This window comes from Thermococcus sp. 4557 (assembly GCF_000221185.1).
Classification (GTDB): Archaea; Methanobacteriota_B; Thermococci; order Thermococcales; family Thermococcaceae; genus Thermococcus.
Window position 1 is genome coordinate 1,449,515 of sequence record NC_015865.1, and the last position, 15,578, is coordinate 1,465,092.

Annotated in this window: 13 protein-coding genes; 10 read left to right on the top strand and 3 right to left on the bottom strand. The window is 59.2% G+C overall.

Going from position 1 to position 15,578, the window contains the following annotated elements:
* The first annotated feature begins 69 nt into the window (after nt 1–69).
* The 7 genes from GQS_RS07620 (at nt 70) to GQS_RS07650 (ending at nt 8,530) form a co-directional block, all read left to right on the top strand.
* Nucleotides 70–1,695, top strand: a complete 1,626-nt coding sequence (locus tag GQS_RS07620) for a metallophosphoesterase (RefSeq protein WP_014013106.1) — start codon at nt 70–72, stop codon at nt 1,693–1,695.
* A gap of 146 nt (nt 1,696–1,841) precedes the next feature.
* On the top strand, nt 1,842–3,011 hold the full coding sequence (locus tag GQS_RS07625) for an inorganic phosphate transporter (protein WP_048056656.1): 1,170 nt from the start codon (nt 1,842–1,844) through the stop codon (nt 3,009–3,011).
* Nucleotides 3,012–3,015: 4 nt separating this feature from the next.
* Entirely contained in the window at nt 3,016–3,690 is a 675-nt protein-coding gene (locus GQS_RS07630; RefSeq protein ID WP_014013108.1) for a TIGR00153 family protein, read from the top strand.
* 172 nt (nt 3,691–3,862) lie between these two features.
* The gene (locus GQS_RS07635) at nt 3,863–5,386 is read left to right on the top strand and encodes an ABC transporter permease subunit (protein WP_014013110.1); all 1,524 of its coding nucleotides are present in this window, start codon (nt 3,863–3,865) and stop codon (nt 5,384–5,386) included.
* A gap of 4 nt (nt 5,387–5,390) precedes the next feature.
* Complete coding sequence (locus GQS_RS07640) at nt 5,391–6,311, top strand: ABC transporter permease subunit (RefSeq protein ID WP_014013111.1); 921 nt, start codon at nt 5,391–5,393, stop codon at nt 6,309–6,311.
* A gap of 4 nt (nt 6,312–6,315) precedes the next feature.
* Nucleotides 6,316–7,311, top strand: a complete 996-nt coding sequence (locus tag GQS_RS07645; protein WP_014013112.1) for an ABC transporter permease subunit — start codon at nt 6,316–6,318, stop codon at nt 7,309–7,311.
* Entirely contained in the window at nt 7,292–8,530 is a 1,239-nt protein-coding gene (locus GQS_RS07650; protein ID WP_369782826.1) for an ABC transporter permease, read from the top strand. The genes GQS_RS07645 and GQS_RS07650 overlap by 20 nt, the downstream gene beginning before the upstream one ends.
* Nucleotides 8,531–8,560: 30 nt before the next feature.
* Here GQS_RS07650 and GQS_RS07655 read toward each other — a convergent pair whose 3' ends face one another.
* Nucleotides 8,561–8,788 carry an Lrp/AsnC family transcriptional regulator gene (locus tag GQS_RS07655; protein ID WP_014013114.1) on the bottom strand — a complete coding sequence of 76 codons (228 nt, stop codon included), beginning with the start codon at nt 8,786–8,788 and terminating at the stop codon, nt 8,561–8,563.
* 52 nt (nt 8,789–8,840) lie between these two features.
* Here GQS_RS07655 and GQS_RS07660 point away from each other — a divergent pair, with 52 nt between their 5' ends.
* Nucleotides 8,841–9,488 carry a serine/threonine protein kinase gene (locus tag GQS_RS07660; RefSeq protein WP_014013115.1) on the top strand — a complete coding sequence of 216 codons (648 nt, stop codon included), beginning with the start codon at nt 8,841–8,843 and terminating at the stop codon, nt 9,486–9,488.
* Here GQS_RS07660 and GQS_RS07665 read toward each other — a convergent pair.
* Nucleotides 9,456–9,782 carry a hypothetical protein gene (locus GQS_RS07665; RefSeq protein WP_014013116.1) on the bottom strand — a complete coding sequence of 109 codons (327 nt, stop codon included), beginning with the start codon at nt 9,780–9,782 and terminating at the stop codon, nt 9,456–9,458. The two genes, GQS_RS07660 and GQS_RS07665, sit on opposite strands and share 33 nt — an antisense overlap.
* 117 nt (nt 9,783–9,899) lie before the next feature.
* On the opposite strand from GQS_RS07665, the gene GQS_RS07670 reads away from it, so the two are divergent.
* On the top strand, nt 9,900–11,765 hold the full coding sequence (locus GQS_RS07670; protein ID WP_014013117.1) for a S9 family peptidase: 1,866 nt from the start codon (nt 9,900–9,902) through the stop codon (nt 11,763–11,765).
* Here the strand turns inward: GQS_RS07670 and GQS_RS07675 are convergent.
* Nucleotides 11,752–12,450, bottom strand: coding sequence for a hypothetical protein (locus tag GQS_RS07675; protein WP_148236383.1), 699 nt, complete (start codon nt 12,448–12,450; stop codon nt 11,752–11,754). The two genes, GQS_RS07670 and GQS_RS07675, sit on opposite strands and share 14 nt — an antisense overlap.
* Nucleotides 12,451–12,605: 155 nt before the next feature.
* Here GQS_RS07675 and GQS_RS07680 point away from each other — a divergent pair, with 155 nt between their 5' ends.
* The gene (locus GQS_RS07680) at nt 12,606–15,578 is read left to right on the top strand and encodes an OB-fold nucleic acid binding domain-containing protein (RefSeq protein WP_014013119.1); all 2,973 of its coding nucleotides are present in this window, start codon (nt 12,606–12,608) and stop codon (nt 15,576–15,578) included.

Here is a 15,578-nt window from a genome sequence, read left to right on the forward strand (position 1 = left end):
TGCGGTGGGTGGAAAAACGAATCAAAAGGGCTTTAAGCATCCCCCTCGAGGGGGTTTCAGGTGAAGATGATGAGAAGGGCTGCTCTTGCCATTTTTCTGGTATTAATCGTGTTTGCCTCTGGCTGCATAAGTTCGAACACGGGCACGCCGAGCGACACGGGCACCACCGGCACCCCCGCCGGCGGAATAGACTTCGGGGCCCGCGGAAAGGGTGAGGTTCTCGCGGACTGGTCGGAGCTTGCGGACGTTTCCAGGGTCTACGTCAGCGAGGGCTACGAGGACCTCGCGAAGCACTACTTCCCGAACGCACAGATACTCCCCGCGAGCCAGTACGACGGGGGCGTTGCGGTGCTGTCCCCCAAGGACGCGAGGGCCGTTCTCAAGGGGAAGCCCATCCTCATAACGGTCAGCGACTACTTTGGCTACGTGGTCTACAAGCTGGGCGTTAAGTTCGTCGGCCCGGACAAGGGTGTCTTCGCCGCCTTCAACGAGGACGGAAAGGCTCACTTCGTTTTCACGGGCACCAGCAAAGCTGGCGCTGGCGCGGCCCTTGAGTACGCCATGAACCTCAAGAACGGGGCAGCCATTAGAACGGAAGACGTTCTGAGGAGCGGCGAGTTCGAGGGGATCATCCTCAAGGTCATAGGCGACAACAACTGGAACGGCCTCCCGGACGACGGCGAGAGCTGGTACCTCGAATCCTTCAAGACGGTGGAGCCCTTCGTGTATTACTGGCGCATCGTTGATGGCGAGAACGTCACCGTGAGGGGCGGCTTCATCCGGCTCGTCAACGGCTCCACGGTTTACATCCATGCCCTCGGCTTCAACGTCAGCGTGGAGGTCAGGGACGGAACCGGGGCCACGCTCACCTACGTTATCGAGAACACCAACCCCTCGGTGCTGAACCTTCCAGAGGGCGCCGAGACCGGCGATACGTGGGTCAGGTTCACGACTTCGGAGCCTTCCTTCAGCGTGGTTCCGCGGGAGGTCGGGAACTACACGGTGATAGCCTTTGGAGACCACAGGCCCGACGGGGGCACCACGCTGCCCGGGGTCTTCCTTAAGATACGGGACATGATAAACGACGAAGGTGACGCCCTCTTCATCATCGACGGCGGCGACCTCGTCTACAGGGGGGCGGTCAACGAGTGGGCGGCCCTGCTCGAGGAGTGGAAATGGAACCGGCCGATATTCCTGGCCCCCGGAAACCACGAGTACCGCGGGGAGGGCGTGAACGTTTACCACATGCTCTTCGGCCCCGACAACTACGCCTTCGACCTCGGGAAATACCGCTACATCTTCATAAACGACGTTGAGAACGACTACGGGCTGGGCGACGAGGTCTTTGCCTGGCTCGAGGGTGAGCTGGAGAAGGCGAAGGAGGCTGGGAAGAGGCCGGTTCTGGTTCTCCACGCCCCGCCGATCGACCCCAGGCCTGAGGGCGACCACGCCATGAATCCCGCGGACGGGAAGAGGCTCCTGGAGCTGATGAAGGAGTACAACGCCTTCGGGATATTCAGCCACATCCACATGTACTGGTACGGCGAGGAGGACGGAGTTCAGATGCTCATAACTGGTGGCGGAGGGGCGCCGCTCTACGTTCCCGCCGACCAGGGCGGCTTCTACCACTACGTCAGGCTTCAGATGGGTGCCGACGGCACGATCTCCGTCGAGCCCGTCAGGGTGGAGCCCTGACTCCTATTTATTCTATTTGCCGCTATATAGATGCGGGTATGTAACTATATTCTACTGCGGCAAGGTATTTATATGCCGCCCTCGAGCCCCTCCCGGTGGTGAGTGTGGACGTATGGCTGCTGATAACCGTGGTGCTAGGATTTTCGATGGCCTGGGCAATAGGTGCCAACGACGCCGCGAACTCCATGAGCACCGCCGTCGGTGCGAAGGCGATAACCCCGAAGCAGGCCGTTATAATAGCCGGCGTCCTTGAGTTCGCGGGCGCGTACTTCTTCGGAAAGAGCGTCACCGAAACGATAAGGAAGGGCATCCTCGACCCGACGATGATAACCGACCCGATGGTCCTCGTATACGGCTCCGTTGCTGCCCTCCTCGCGGCCACGATATGGCTCATCATAGCGACGAAGTTCGGCCTGCCTGTCTCCACCACCCATTCAGTCATAGGTGGCATAGCCGGCTACGGAATAGTCTACGCCGGCACCGCGATAGTCAACTGGGGCAAGATGGGCCAGGTCGTCCTCAGCTGGATTCTCTCGCCTATAATCGGCGCCATAATGGCCTACCTCATCTTCAAGGCCTTCACGAAGAGCATCTTCGAGAGAAAGGACCCCGTCAGGAGCGCCAGGATATGGTCCCCGTTCTGGATTGGGCTGGCGTTCGTCGTCATTGGAACCATGTTCTACATCAAGGTTCTCCACGGAAATGACCTCAAGACTGGATTTTTGATGTACGGCGTCCCGCTGGGCATAATCGTGTTCGCGGTAACGTACCTCCTGATAAAGCTCCGCTTCCCGAGCAGCGACCCCTTCATCGGCGTTGAGGCGATATTCCGGAAGGCGCAGGTGGTTACTTCTGCCTACGTTGCCCTCGCCCACGGCGCCAACGACGTGGCCAACGCCATAGGCCCTGTTGCGGCGGTTTACGCGGTGGCCACTATGGGCCTCGGCGGCATGCAGGTTCCCGTTCCCAAGTGGATACTCGCCATGGGCGGTCTCGGAATCGCGGTCGGTGTCGCCACCTACGGTTACAGGGTCATGGAAACGGTCGGCAAGAAGATAACCGAGCTCACCAACACGCGCGGCTTCACCATCGACTTTTCGGCGGCAACCGTTGTCCTCGCCGCCAGCTGGCTTGGGCTGCCCATCTCGACGACCCACACGGTGGTCGGTGCGGTCATAGGAATAGGCCTCGCAAGGGGAGTAAAGGCAATAAACAAGGACATCGTTAGGGATATAATAATCTCCTGGTTCGTTACCGTTCCGGTCGCTGGACTGATAAGCGCGGCCATATTCAAGGTCCTTATGATCGTGGGGTGATATCATGCAGGTGTGGACGAAGCTCTTCGCGAAGAGCCCCTTCAAACCCCTCATAAAGCACGCGGACGTCGTGCTCAGCACCGTTGAAACGCTCGAGAAGGCGCTTCAGGCATGGTACGCGTGCGACTACGAGGGCATGAGGGAGTTCGCAATCGAGGTGGACAGGCTCGAGGACGTTGCCGACAGGATAAAGGAGGAGATAAGGGATTCCCTCAGCTCGAAGCTCATGATGGCAGTCGCCAGGGAGGACGTTATAATCTACCTCCACATGCAGGACAAGGTGGCGGATGCCGCCGAGGACACCGCCAAGTGGCTGCTCGTCAAGAAGCCCGACTGCGTTCCGACGGAGGTCAAGGATATAATCCTCCAGATGGGCATGGAGAGCATCAAGGCCGCAAAGCTCGTCCACGAGGCCATAGTCCAGATGGACCGCGTTATAGAGAGCGGTTTCACCGAGGGCGAGATAGAGCGGGAGTACGAGATAATCAGGCAGATAGAGAGCGTTGAAAACAAGATAGACGGCCTCGACACGAAGCTCATGCAGCTCGTCTTCGAGAACGCCGACTCGATGAGCTGGGGCGACGGGTTCTACATCCTCAACATCGCCAGGACGCTCAGCAACATCTCGGACAAGGCCAAGGACGCGGCCGAGAGGATAAGGCTCATGATGAACAAGTGAGCCGGTATCTCCGATATTCTTTTAAGTTCTTTCCGCTGACTTCTTCTGGTGGAAATGGAGGACGGTGTTAGAATAGTCCATAACTTTTGTGATAGTCTCATCTTATTGTTCCCCCTGGCTGGCGTTACCAGTGAATTCCCTCATTCTCAGGATGAGTTGGAGGTGGTGTTCGGTGAGGACTAAGCTTCTGCTTCTCCTCGTCTCCCTCTTCCCGGCCGTAGCGGTAGAGATAGACGTTTCCAGATTTACCACCCACTACCCCAATATATCTCCTGAACGGCTCGGCTACCTGATAACCGCTGACCTGCTCGCCAAGTGGCTTCCCAGCTTCCTTAAGTTCCTCCTGATTCTGCTTCTGCTGATCATGCTTCTCTCGCGCTTTGGCTCGGACTTCGAGCGGGGCAACGTTCTCCTGATGCTCTCAAAGCCCCTCACGAGGAGGCATTACTTCCTCGGCTGGGCTCTTGAGGGGCTGAAGCTTGCCCTAATTTCCGCTCTTGGGATTTCACTCTCGGGAGCGCTCGCGATGCTCGCCCACGGTTTCGAGGTTAGGGACTACCTCATCGGCTCCCTCGCCCTTTCGCTCTCACTGATTGGTGTAGTCGGAATCGCCCTGCTCCTCCTTCCTTTGGCGACCTCCCGCGATTCAGGGGTCTTCCTCGGCCTTGGAGCGTTCGTTGTGCTCCTGCTCCTCGGGGAGTTTGATTATTCCTTCATCCCGACGGCTTACCTTAAGAGGGCCGTTTCCATCGGGGAGAGCGTTTCCGTCTCCCATGAGGCCGTTGGAGGACTTTTGGCCCTTTCCGTTGGTCTGTCGCTCGCGGGAATGGAGGCCTTCCGGAGGAGGGAGCTGAGGGGTTCTGGGTCCATCACCGTCCCCGGTTTTTCCTTCTCCCCCCGCGGGCTCTACGGCGTTTTCCTCGGGCTGAGCCTTCAGAGCAAACGCTTCATGGTTTTCGTCGCCCTGACGGCGTTGATGGCCTTCTTAAACAGGGCTACCCTCGACAAGTACCACTCCCTTTACGGCCCTACCGGCATTTTGAACGCCCTAATTTCGACACTGGGTGGCATGTTCTTGCCCCTTGTTGTCCTCCCCCTTGGGGCGGTCTCGATAGGCTCGGCCATCGAGAACGGCACTGTTAGAGTTCTGCTGAGCAAGCCGTTGAGGAGGAGGGACTTTTTCCTCGGGACGTTCCTGAGCGACATCTCTGCCGTCTTCATCGGGGCCACCCTCTATCTGGCCATCCTCGTTGCCTACGCCCTCCACCTGGGTGCCCCCCTGAGTAAAACCCTTGAGCTCGGCCTTGCCTTTGGCTCCCTGCTCTTCCTCTCGCTCGTCCAGTACCTGGCCCTCGGTTACCTGCTTTCATCCTTCATGAGGGGCAGAAAGGCGCTTTTCGTCTCGCTGGTACTGGCCTTCCTGCTGGGCTTTGCAGTTCCAATCGCCGTCATTGCGGCCTCAAACTCGGCGGGAGAGTCGTTAGTTGATGTTCTGGCCAAAAACTCCCTTCCCGTGCCGAGTCCTAACCTGCACTACACCGTGCTTGGGATGGTGGTCTCGCCGAAGAGGAGCCTTCCGCCAAAGTCCGTATCAGAGATTCTGGGCTATCAGGGGAATCTGGCGATGCTGGTCATACCTACGGTGGTTTACCTCGCAATTGCCTGGCTCAAATTCAGAAAAGCCGACCTGAGGTGATAGAATGTGGGGGTTCGAGCTTGAGCTGAAGAAAAGCCTAAGGACGAAGAAGTTCTGGCTGATACTCGTTCTGATTCTGCTAATCTACGCCATGACCTTCAGGGAAGTGCGGGACAACCTTGAAGGCGCCACGAACCCGCAGGAAGTGCTCGTCACGAGCGTCGTGGGTTACATAGCGGTCAGCGCGTTCCTCTTCATCGGCGTCTATGCCCTCATGGCGGGGGCAACTGCCGTGAACTCGGACCTTGAGGACGGGACGGTGAGGGTGGTTCTCAGCAAGCCGCTGGGGAGGGTTTCGTACCTGCTGGGCAAGTTCCTCGGCCAGGCGCTCAGCATAGTCGTGGCCATGGCCTTCGCCACCCTTCTGTCCTTCGCGATAACGAAGTACTACGGCCTCTCCCTCACCGCCGCCCTCGTTGGGGACCTGGTCCTCTCGAACCTGCTAGTCCTCCTCGCCATGCTCCAGCTCCTCGCCCTTGGCCTGCTGATTTCAACCCTTATCCGCTCCTCCAACACCGCCCTGGGACTGGCCCTCGTTATTTTCTTCGTCACCGGCCTCGTCATGCCCCAGGTGGTGGACGGCCTCGCTGAGGACAAGGCGAGGGAGGAGTTCGGGATTCAAAAATGGGGGGACTTCAGTAAGCTTTCGCCTGAGGAGAAAAGGGCTTACCGCGAGCGCCTGGACGAGCTTTACGAGGAGTACCACCTGAGGTACCTCTTCTACGCCCCCCAGGTGATCATGCTCGACGTGTTCACGGACATAGACAGGACCACCTTCAACGACGACGGCACCTACACCGTGGAGTACAGGGGTGTCAAGCGGGCCATAACGGACAATCCAGCCCAGACGGCGCTGATAGCTGGCCTTGCCCCTGTTTACCTCGGGCTGGCCCTCATGAGGTTCAGGAGAATGGACCTGAGGTGATTCCATGGGCAGGGTTACCCGCGCCCTCCTCAACTACCTCCTCCTTATCCTCCTCGTGGCGCTTATCTCTGGCATCGGGATAAAGGATTACCAGTTCTACCGGGCGGACATGGAGTTCAGCCTTCTTCCTTCGGCGGAGAGGGCCGTAATAGAGGCCAACGCGAGTTCCCTGGGAATGGACCCCTACGACTACTACATGAACTTCGTGGCCCCGAAGGACTACCCGACCCTCACGATGAACCCCCTCCACGCCGGGCTTTACGTGCTCCACCACTCCCTATTTGACCCTGACTACGATTACCCTGTACCGAGGAAGCTCATGGTGGCCAGGACGCTGGCGCTGATTCTCCTCGCGGAGGCTATCATAGTCCTCATCGGCTTCCCCCTCGCAAAGCTCGCCCTCAGGAAGAGGCGCCTCCGCTCCACCGTCCGCTTTCTCGCCAGGGTCTTCAACGGTCTTCCCGTCTGGGCCGTGGCGGCGCTCTTCTCGCTCCTCATTATAATGAGCGCGCTCCCCAACTACCTGATAAACGGTCTCGGCACATCCACTTCCCTCGCCAGAAACCTCGCCTACATGGCCTTTCCGCTGGTTTCTATAGTCCTCGTCGCCCTATGGGAGTTCGTCGAGGCCCTGGTGATACTCCTCAGGGACGAGTTCGGTAAGGAGTACGTGCGCGCCAAGAGGGCGATGGGACTGCCGGAGCGCAGGGTCGAGAGGCACGTTCTCCGCGCGGTCATGCCGTCCTTCCTCGGCTTCCTCTTCCAGCACTTCGTCGAGGTCTCGACGCTCGCCCTCGTGGTCGATGCCTTCTTCGGCCTCTTTGGCCTCGGTAAGATGCTCCAGTGGGGCTTCCGCATATCCGGCGACCTCTACACCCTCGATCCGGACGTCTTCTTCTATCCCATAGCGGTCTTCATGGTGGTGAACTTCTTCGTCCTTCTGGCCGTTACGGTTCTGTCGGAACTCCTCGCTCCCGGAGGTGGCGGCGTTGAGGCTTGACGCCAAAGCGAAGGCCGGACTCGCGCTGATAATGCTGGTTATGCTCCTCGCGGTCCTGCCCGTCGGTGTGATAGTGCCCGCTGAGAAGGCCTCCAACTGGAACTACCTGCCCTACTGGAACGACTACCCCCGGAACGCCCGGCCCATCTGGCTTCCCTCCGGCTTCAAAACCCTTGAATCCTCTGGAACGAACTTCTCTATGACCTTCTCAGTCGGCGACACTGTTCCTGGGAACATAATGCTCGAGGGCAACTCGACGGTCAGGCTGGTGATTCGCCGCCCCGACGGGTTCTCCGTTGCCCTCGGCCCGGTGGAGGTGGACGGGAGGACGAGCGTCAACTCCAACCCCACCCTCGCGGCAGACGCCTATGACTTTGCCGAGTCCATCGGCTACGGCCCGGAGAGCAGGCCCCTCTTCACGCCCACCCAGCTACTCTTCATGGGCTACGGCGGTGATGTCCTGAAGGGGGAGTACACGGTCGAGGTCGAGTCCACGGGCCCGGTTGAGGTTACCCTCTTCGGCGACTCCTACGGTCTCCTGGGTACGGACTCCTACGGCCGAGACCTCTGGGTGGGCTTCGTCCTCGCCGGCAGGAGCACCCTGCTCGTGTCGCTCGAGGCGTCCGTTCTCGTGGTCATCATCGGCCTCCTCCTCGGTCTCTTCGCCGGCTACTACAAAAACCGGGCCGCGGTCTTCCTCGAGAGCCTGCTGAACTCTCTCGGAGCGCTCCCGGTCCTCCCCCTCGCGATGCTTATGATATTTTCATTCTCAACGACGGGCATAGCGATGAGCAGGGAGATAGGAACTGGAACCCTGGCCCTCATACTGGCCCTACTGCTCGCGGGCAAGTTCGGGAGCGCGGTTAGGGGTTTCGTGGTTCAGGAGAAGGTTAAGGAGCACGTTGCCGCGGCGAGGGCGCTCGGGGCGGGCGACCTCCACATTCTCCGGAGGCATATCCTGAGGCCGGTAATCCCCTACGCCCTGAGCCACTTCAGCCTGCTGTTCCCCAAGGTCGTCGCGCTGGTGGCGATACTGGGGTTCTTCAACATGATTCCCAGCGACAACTGGGGTTCGTTCATACTGGAGGGCCTCAACCAGAACGCCCTGTACGCGGGCAGATGGTGGTGGTTTTTGGCCCCTGTCGTCACGATGGTGCTCCTGAGCGTGGGCTTTGCCCTGCTCTGGGAGGATGAGGCCTCAGAAGGGGTGTTGACATAATGGAGAACGGAAGAACGAAGAATGAGAGAATCAGATGGCTATCATCGTCGAGGTCATCTGGATTTCGGTCATCTTCCTTATCTTCTCGGTTATGAACTGGTCAAGGTCCTTGAGGGTGTCGGTTTCGACCTTTACGACGAGGTCGTATTCGCCATAGACCACGTAAGCCTCCTTAACCTCCGGCATGGCCAGAAGCTTCTCCATAACTTCCCTTTCCTTTCCAGCGGCCGTCACCATCAAAATAAAAGCCGTCACCATGGCTATCACCAAAAGTATTTTATCTTCGGAGTATTTAAGCTTATCGAGGCATATGTTCGACCACTTGATAAGCGAAGCTCAATTGGGGCGGTTTTACTCCCGCCTGAAATCGCTTGGATTTGAGGAAATTCGTCCCTACGCCAAGGGAACCACGAGTCTCATCTTCTGCGCCCGGTTGGATGAAAAAAACGTCATAATAAAGCTCCAGCGGCCGGACTCCCCGAGGCAGAACTTCGCCAGGGAGGCCGAAATCATCCGCGCGGTGGAGCCATTCGGGATAACCCCGCCGCTAGTGGCTTACGGCGTCTTTGAGGGTCTTGAGTACCTCGTTCGGGAGTTCGCGGAGGGGGAGATAATATTCCACGCGGACATCGAAAAACGGCATATCTTCGAGATAGTTGAGAAAACGGCCCTTCTCGACAGGCTCGGCCTCGACCACGGCCAGATTCAGGGGGGAAAGCATATAATAGTCGGAGAGAGGGTCTGGCTGATAGATTTCGAAAAGTCCGGCTGGAGGAAGCCGAAGAACCTCACCTCCGCTATGGCCATGGTGTTCCTGAACGACAACCACATCTCGCGCAGGGTTCGGGAGAAATTCGGGATGGACCGGGCATTCCTTGAGGAAATAAGGGAGGAAGTGAGGAATTACAAGAGAACCGGGAGGCTCTCAGGCCTTCTGCGCCTTCTTTCTCGCCTTTAGCCTGTCCGCGTAGAGGGCCAGGAGGGGTATCGCCACCGCCATCGCTATCAGCCCCATCCTCGGATCCCAGAGGTAGTCGAAGACCAGTATCACGGCCACGGCTATCGCCATCATCAGGAAGAGGTCCCTGTCGAAGAGCCGGGACTTTGCCAGGATGTTCTGATGCCGGGCGACGTACGCGAGGTATAGGGGTATCCCGACGGCGGCTATTGTTACTCCCGCGTAGGTTCTGAACGCCACGGAGATGAATATCCCCAGGACGAGTATGATTCCAACGCCGTGCTCCTCCCTCATGTTTCCACCTGACCCCTCGCTATCGGTGATGACCTTTTAAACCTTCTCGCGTTTGTTACTGCACACGATAGTTAAGCTTATATACGTTGATGTCCATGATAGGCCGGTGATAGCGTTATGAGCAACATCGAATGGGATGAGAAGACCTTTTCTAGGTTCGCGTACCTGGGCGACCCGCGTATCCGGGGCCGGCTGGTGGCCTACGTTCTTACAAAGGCCAACATGGAGGACAACAAGTACGAGAGCACGGTGGTCGTTGAGGACTTGGAGACCGGGGCGAGGCGCTTCATCGAGAACGCTTCCATGCCGAGGATCTCGCCGGATGGAAAGAAACTCGCTTTCACGCGTCCCAACAGCGAGAAGAAGGCAACGGAGATATGGGTGGCGGACGTACAGACCCTGAGCGCCAAGAGGGTTTTAACCATCAAGAACGTTCGCTCGATACAGTGGAACGACGATTCCAGGAGACTCCTTGTGATCGGCTTCAAGCGCCGCGATGATGAGGACTTCGTCTTCGACGACGACGTTCCCGCCTGGTTCGACAGCATGGGCTTCTTCGACGGGGAGAAAACGACCTTCTGGGTTCTCGACACGGAGAGTGAGGAAATAATCGAGCAGTTCGAGAAGCCGAGGTTTTCGAGTGGTCTCTGGCACGGCGATTCCATAGCCGTCAACGTCCCGCACCGCGAGGGCTCGAAACCAGCGCTCTTCAAGTTCTATGACATCTACCTCTGGAGGGACGGTGAGGAGGAGAGGCTCTTCGAGCGCGTTTCCTTTGAGGCGGTGGATTCCGACGGAAAGGCGCTCCTCCTGAGGGGCAAGAAAGAAAAGCGGTTCATCAGCGAGCACGAGTGGCTCTACGTCTGGGACGGCGAGCTCAAGCCCGTCTACGAGGGTCCGCTCGACGTCTACGGCGCGAAGCTCACCGACGGCAAGGTCTACTTCCTCACTCCAGATGCAGGCAGGGTGAACCTCTGGCTCTGGGACGGACAAGCGGAGAGGGTGGTTGTAGGAAACCACTGGGTTTACGGCTTCGACGTCCACGACGGAAGGGCGGTTCTGCTTATAGCGACCGCCACCCGCGTCCCCGAGCTCTACCTCTACGACGGCGAGCTGAAGCAGATAACCGACTACAACGGGCCGATATTCGCCAGGCTCAAGACCTTCGAGCCGAGGCACTTCCGCTTCAAGAGCAAAGACCTGGAGATAGACGGCTGGTACCTGAGGCCCGAGCTCAAGGAGGACGAAAAAGCTCCTGTTATAGTCTTCGTCCACGGTGGGCCGAAGGGAATGTACGGCCACCGCTTCGTCTACGAGATGCAGCTGATGGCGGCGAAGGGCTATTACATCGTCTTCGTCAACCCGCGCGGGAGCGACGGCTACGACGAGGACTTCGCGCTCCGCGTCCTTGAAAGAACAGGTCTTGAGGATTTTGAGGACATAATGAACGGCATCGAGGAGTTCTTCAAGCTCGAACCGCAGGCCGACAGGGAGCGCGTTGGCATTACCGGCATAAGCTACGGCGGCTTCATGACCAACTGGGCTTTGACTCAGAGCGACCTCTTCAAGGCAGGTATAAGCGAGAACGGCATAAGCTACTGGCTCACCAGCTACGCCTTCTCCGACATCGGCCTCTGGTACGACGTTGAAGTCATCGGCCCGAACCCGCTGGAGAACGAGAACTACCGGAAGCTCAGCCCGCTGTTCTATGCGGAGAACGTGAAGGCCCCGATTCTGCTCATCCACTCCCTTGAGGACTACCGCTGTCCGCTCGACCAGAGCCTCATGTTCTACAACGTTCTCAAGGACATGGGCAAGGAGGCCTACATAGCGGTCTTCAAGAAAGGGCCCCACGGCCACAGCATCCGCGGAAGCCCGAAGCACCGCTCAAAGCGCTACAGGCTCTTCATCGAGTTCTTCGAGCGCAAGCTCAGGAAGTACGAGGAGGGCTTCGACGTCGAGAAGATACTCAAGGAAGGCTGAGGCCCCTTTCTTTGAGCTTTTCTTTCAGCCTCTTTTCGCTTCCCCGGAAGTAGAAGAGGCACCATCCTTCTCTGCAGAACAGCTTCAGCTCGCCCCTGACGTCGTTGATGTCCCCCTTTCCCCGCGTGACCCCCACGAAACAGCCCTTACCCCTCCAGGTTTTCGGCTCTTCCGGCATCCACAGCTTCCGCGAGAGGGCTTCCCTCAGGGCCCAGAACTCGAAGGCGCAGCTGACTATGCCAAAGCGGTGGTTGTGCTCTATGAGCTTCACCAGGAACCTGAGGTAGTCCCCGTCCCTGGGCAGGTGGTCCGGGTCGGGGAGGCTCCTGAGGATCTCTGGCGGTACGGCCTTTCCGTCCGCGTAGAGCCTCGCGGCGGTGTAGAACGGAACCCACCCGTCCCCCGTCTCGATCAGCCTCACCCCCTCCCCCTCCGCCGCGGGCAGGAGTTCATCGAGGCGGTTGAACCCGGCCTGAACGCCGAGCAGAATGCTCTCTCCGAGGTACTTTCCGAAGCAGTCCATGGGCATTCTCACTATCCTTTCGAAGAAGTAGTTCCTCTCGAAGGCCTCCGCAACGGCTTCAAAGGCCCTGAGATTGCCCCGGTGAAGCGCCCTGCTGGCTGAGGCAACGAGCAGGGGGTGGAGCAGGTGCCTCCTCCTGTCCGTGACCATTACCGTCTTCACAGCCCGTCCTTTGAGTGGGGCCTTAAATTATTTTCCCCGGTCGTAACGTTCCACCTTATTCAAACCTGGTTACTCCTGTCCCCTTTTGACACGAAAGCGTTAAAAAGAGCATCCATCAACTGGGTTGCTACGTCAAATAATCCGGAGGTCTGCTCATGTCGGGAAAAAAGGGTGAGAAAAAGCTCTACTACCACGGACTCAAGGAGCAGAAGAAGCTCAACGTATCGAGGCTCAAATACCTCTCGATTCTCCTGTCTGTAATCGGCGTCGCCGTTCTGCTCGTTGCCGCCCAGAGCGCCCAAGCCCCGCTCGTCAGGGTGAGCGACGTCTACGGCAACTACCTGATGAACTACGCCGTCGTCAGGATAAACGGCACCGTAATCACCGTTCCCTACGTCTCCCAGACCGGCGGAAAGCTCGGCCTAACCTTCACGGTGGACGACGGAACCGGGCAGATTGACGTCCGCGTCTACTCCCCGCTCGCCGATGAGATGGTACGGAAGGGTCTAGTCCCCTTCCCCGGCGACGAGGTGACGGCCGAAGTCCAGCTCCGCGTGAGGGAGACCTACACCTACTCGATGCTCCAGTACCTCGACGGCCTGCACTTCCGCTCGAAGCTCCACTCCGCCGACCCGCCGCTCGTCAAGTCCCTCAACGCCAACATGAGCGGCTCCTACGTGGCCGTCGAGGGCATCGTCACAGAGTTCTCCAACGTCAGCTCCGGCTACCTGATGACCGTCGATACCGGCGACTCCCTCGTTTCCGTGCTCGTCCCGAGGGTTCTTCTCGTCTTCAACAACCTCTCCGTCAAGGTCGGCGACACCCTCTACGCCCCGGGAATAGTCTACCTCTACAAGGGCACCTCACCGGAGATAGTCGTCAGGAACCTCACCCAGCTCGCGGTTACGCCGATCGAGGAAGCTCCCGTCGTCCCGATAGGCGAGGCACCCAACTATCCTGAAATGGTCATGGCCGTTGAAGGCTCCATAGCTGGAATAACCTACGAGAACGGCCGCTACGTGCTGACCATCACCGACGGTCAGAACTACCTCGACGCCCTCGTCCCGCGCGAGGTTCTCGCCAACCTCAACCCCTTCAACGCCTCGAGCGAGAGCACGGTCAAGGTCGCGGGAAGAATGGGGAACGACGGCAGGCTCGTTGCGGCCTACCTGGAGGTCGTGAAGCCCGTTAAAACCGAGTTCAAGCCGATCGGCGTCCTAACCCTGGACATGCGCGGCTCGATAGCGGCCGTGAAGGGCAACATCGAGGAGGTCGATAGGGTAGGCTCGAACCTCAAGCTCGTCATCGACGACGGAACCGGAAGGCTGGACGTCTTCATCCCCTCCGCCGCCCTCGCTGAGCTCTCCAACGAGACGATGGCTCAGCTTAAAGTCGGCCTCGGAGTCGAGGTTGCCGGCTACCTCGAGGAGTACCGCGGAAAGCTCGAGGTGGTCGTTTACACTGGAGAGGGAATAAGGGCCCTCGGAGAGCCGCTCCCACCGGAGGAGATAGAGCTTCCGAAGGTCACCGCGGCCCAGCTCGCTGACTACGAGGGTCAGCTCGTCGATTTCGCCGGCTCGATCGAGGGGGTAACCTACGCCAACGGCACCTACTACCTCGCCGTGGACGGCGTTAAGGCCTCTCTCCCGAGGGAAGCCCTGCTCAACCTCAACCCGCTCGAGGCAGGAACCGGCAGTCAGGTCACGGTCAGGGGCCTGGTCGAGAGTCCAAGCCTTGTGAAGGGCGAGAACCTCACCGTCGAAGTTCCGATAGCCCCGATTCCGCTCAAGCCCGACGAGGTCACCGCGGAGATGGAGGGACAGCTCGTCGCCGTTGTCGGCAAGGTCACCGACGTGGCCAACCTCAGCGGCAACCTCAAGATAGTCGTCGGCAACCTCCCGGTCTTCGTGCCGAGGACGACCGCCAACGAGCTGACCTACGTCCCGGCCGAGGGAGACATTGTGCAGATCGGAGGATACGTCGAAATCTACCGCGACGAGCCGGAGGTGGTGCTCTTCAACCCGGCCGCGATTGAGAAGCTCCAGCAGACCGGGCCGCTTGAGGGCACCGTCTCGGACCTGAAGACCGCCACCGAGCCGCTCCTCCTGACGGTCACCTGGGACTCGATTGCCTACCAGAAGCCCGACTACGCGCTGACCTTCCACGACTCCACCGGAAGCGCAACCCTCCTCATCGAGCGCTCCCTCCTGCCCAACCCGCTCAAAGCAGGCACGGGCAGCACGCTGAGGGTGATAGCCGACCCGCTCTCCGGCAGGATAACCGCGCTGAACGTCACCGGGGCCAGGCCCTCCCAGGTCGTCAAGACCGGCTCGGTGAGCCTCTCGATGAAGGGCAGGACCGTGGCGCTGAACGGAACTGTTTCGAGCGTCTTCACCCTCGGAAGCAACCTCAAGCTGATCGTGGACGATGGAAGCGGTGGAATAGCGGTCTTCATACCCGGCGGCGCCAACCTGAGCGTCGAGAAGGGCCGGACGGTGCTCCTTGCTGGCTACGTGGACGAGTACAACGGCGAGGCGGAGATTATCGTCTACGACCTCGATGCGGTTGTGGTGATGGAGAATCCCCCCGGAGGAACCGCGGGAATCGGAGAGGTGAAGGTCTCGGAGCTCTCCGGCGCCACCGGAAGGGTGAACCTCACGGTAACCTGGGACGGGCTGAGCTACGAGGACGGCTACGTCATGAAGGTCCACGACGACACCGGAAGCGCCAAGCTGGCGGTCTCGCGCGACCTCCTCCCGGATCCGAGGGAAGCGGGAACCGGAAGCACGCTCAGGATAACCTACGACGCCGACGCCGGCCAGGTGGTTTCCATAACCGTCGTCGAGGCGGTTCCGGCGGAGGAACTAAGGACGGGCGACGTCACTTTGGACCTCCTCGGGACGACCGTGGTCGTTGAGGGAACCATCAAGGACGTCTACACTGGCAAGAGCTTCGTCAAGCTGACCATCGACGACGGAAGCGGGGAGCTGGTTATCTTCATACCAAAGAGCGTCGCCCAGCCGGATCTCAGCGAGGGCCAGACGGTCAGAGTAGCGGGCTACGTCGCCGAGTACAAGGGAACCGTCGAGGTCATCCCATACAGGGGCGACTGCATCGAGGTGAGGTGA

Coding starts and splice junctions, on each gene's coding strand:
- GQS_RS07660 (WP_014013115.1), top strand. CDS start 8,841: ATGTTCGACCACTTGATAAGCGAAGCTCAATTGGGGCGGTTTTACTCC.
- GQS_RS07655 (WP_014013114.1), bottom strand. CDS start 8,788: ATGGTGACGGCTTTTATTTTGATGGTGACGGCCGCTGGAAAGGAAAGG.
- GQS_RS07640 (WP_014013111.1), top strand. CDS start 5,391: ATGTGGGGGTTCGAGCTTGAGCTGAAGAAAAGCCTAAGGACGAAGAAG.
- GQS_RS07645 (WP_014013112.1), top strand. CDS start 6,316: ATGGGCAGGGTTACCCGCGCCCTCCTCAACTACCTCCTCCTTATCCTC.
- GQS_RS07670 (WP_014013117.1), top strand. CDS start 9,900: ATGAGCAACATCGAATGGGATGAGAAGACCTTTTCTAGGTTCGCGTAC.
- GQS_RS07665 (WP_014013116.1), bottom strand. CDS start 9,782: ATGAGGGAGGAGCACGGCGTTGGAATCATACTCGTCCTGGGGATATTC.
- GQS_RS07630 (WP_014013108.1), top strand. CDS start 3,016: ATGCAGGTGTGGACGAAGCTCTTCGCGAAGAGCCCCTTCAAACCCCTC.
- GQS_RS07625 (WP_048056656.1), top strand. CDS start 1,842: ATGGCCTGGGCAATAGGTGCCAACGACGCCGCGAACTCCATGAGCACC.
- GQS_RS07620 (WP_014013106.1), top strand. CDS start 70: ATGAGAAGGGCTGCTCTTGCCATTTTTCTGGTATTAATCGTGTTTGCC.
- GQS_RS07680 (WP_014013119.1), top strand. CDS start 12,606: ATGTCGGGAAAAAAGGGTGAGAAAAAGCTCTACTACCACGGACTCAAG.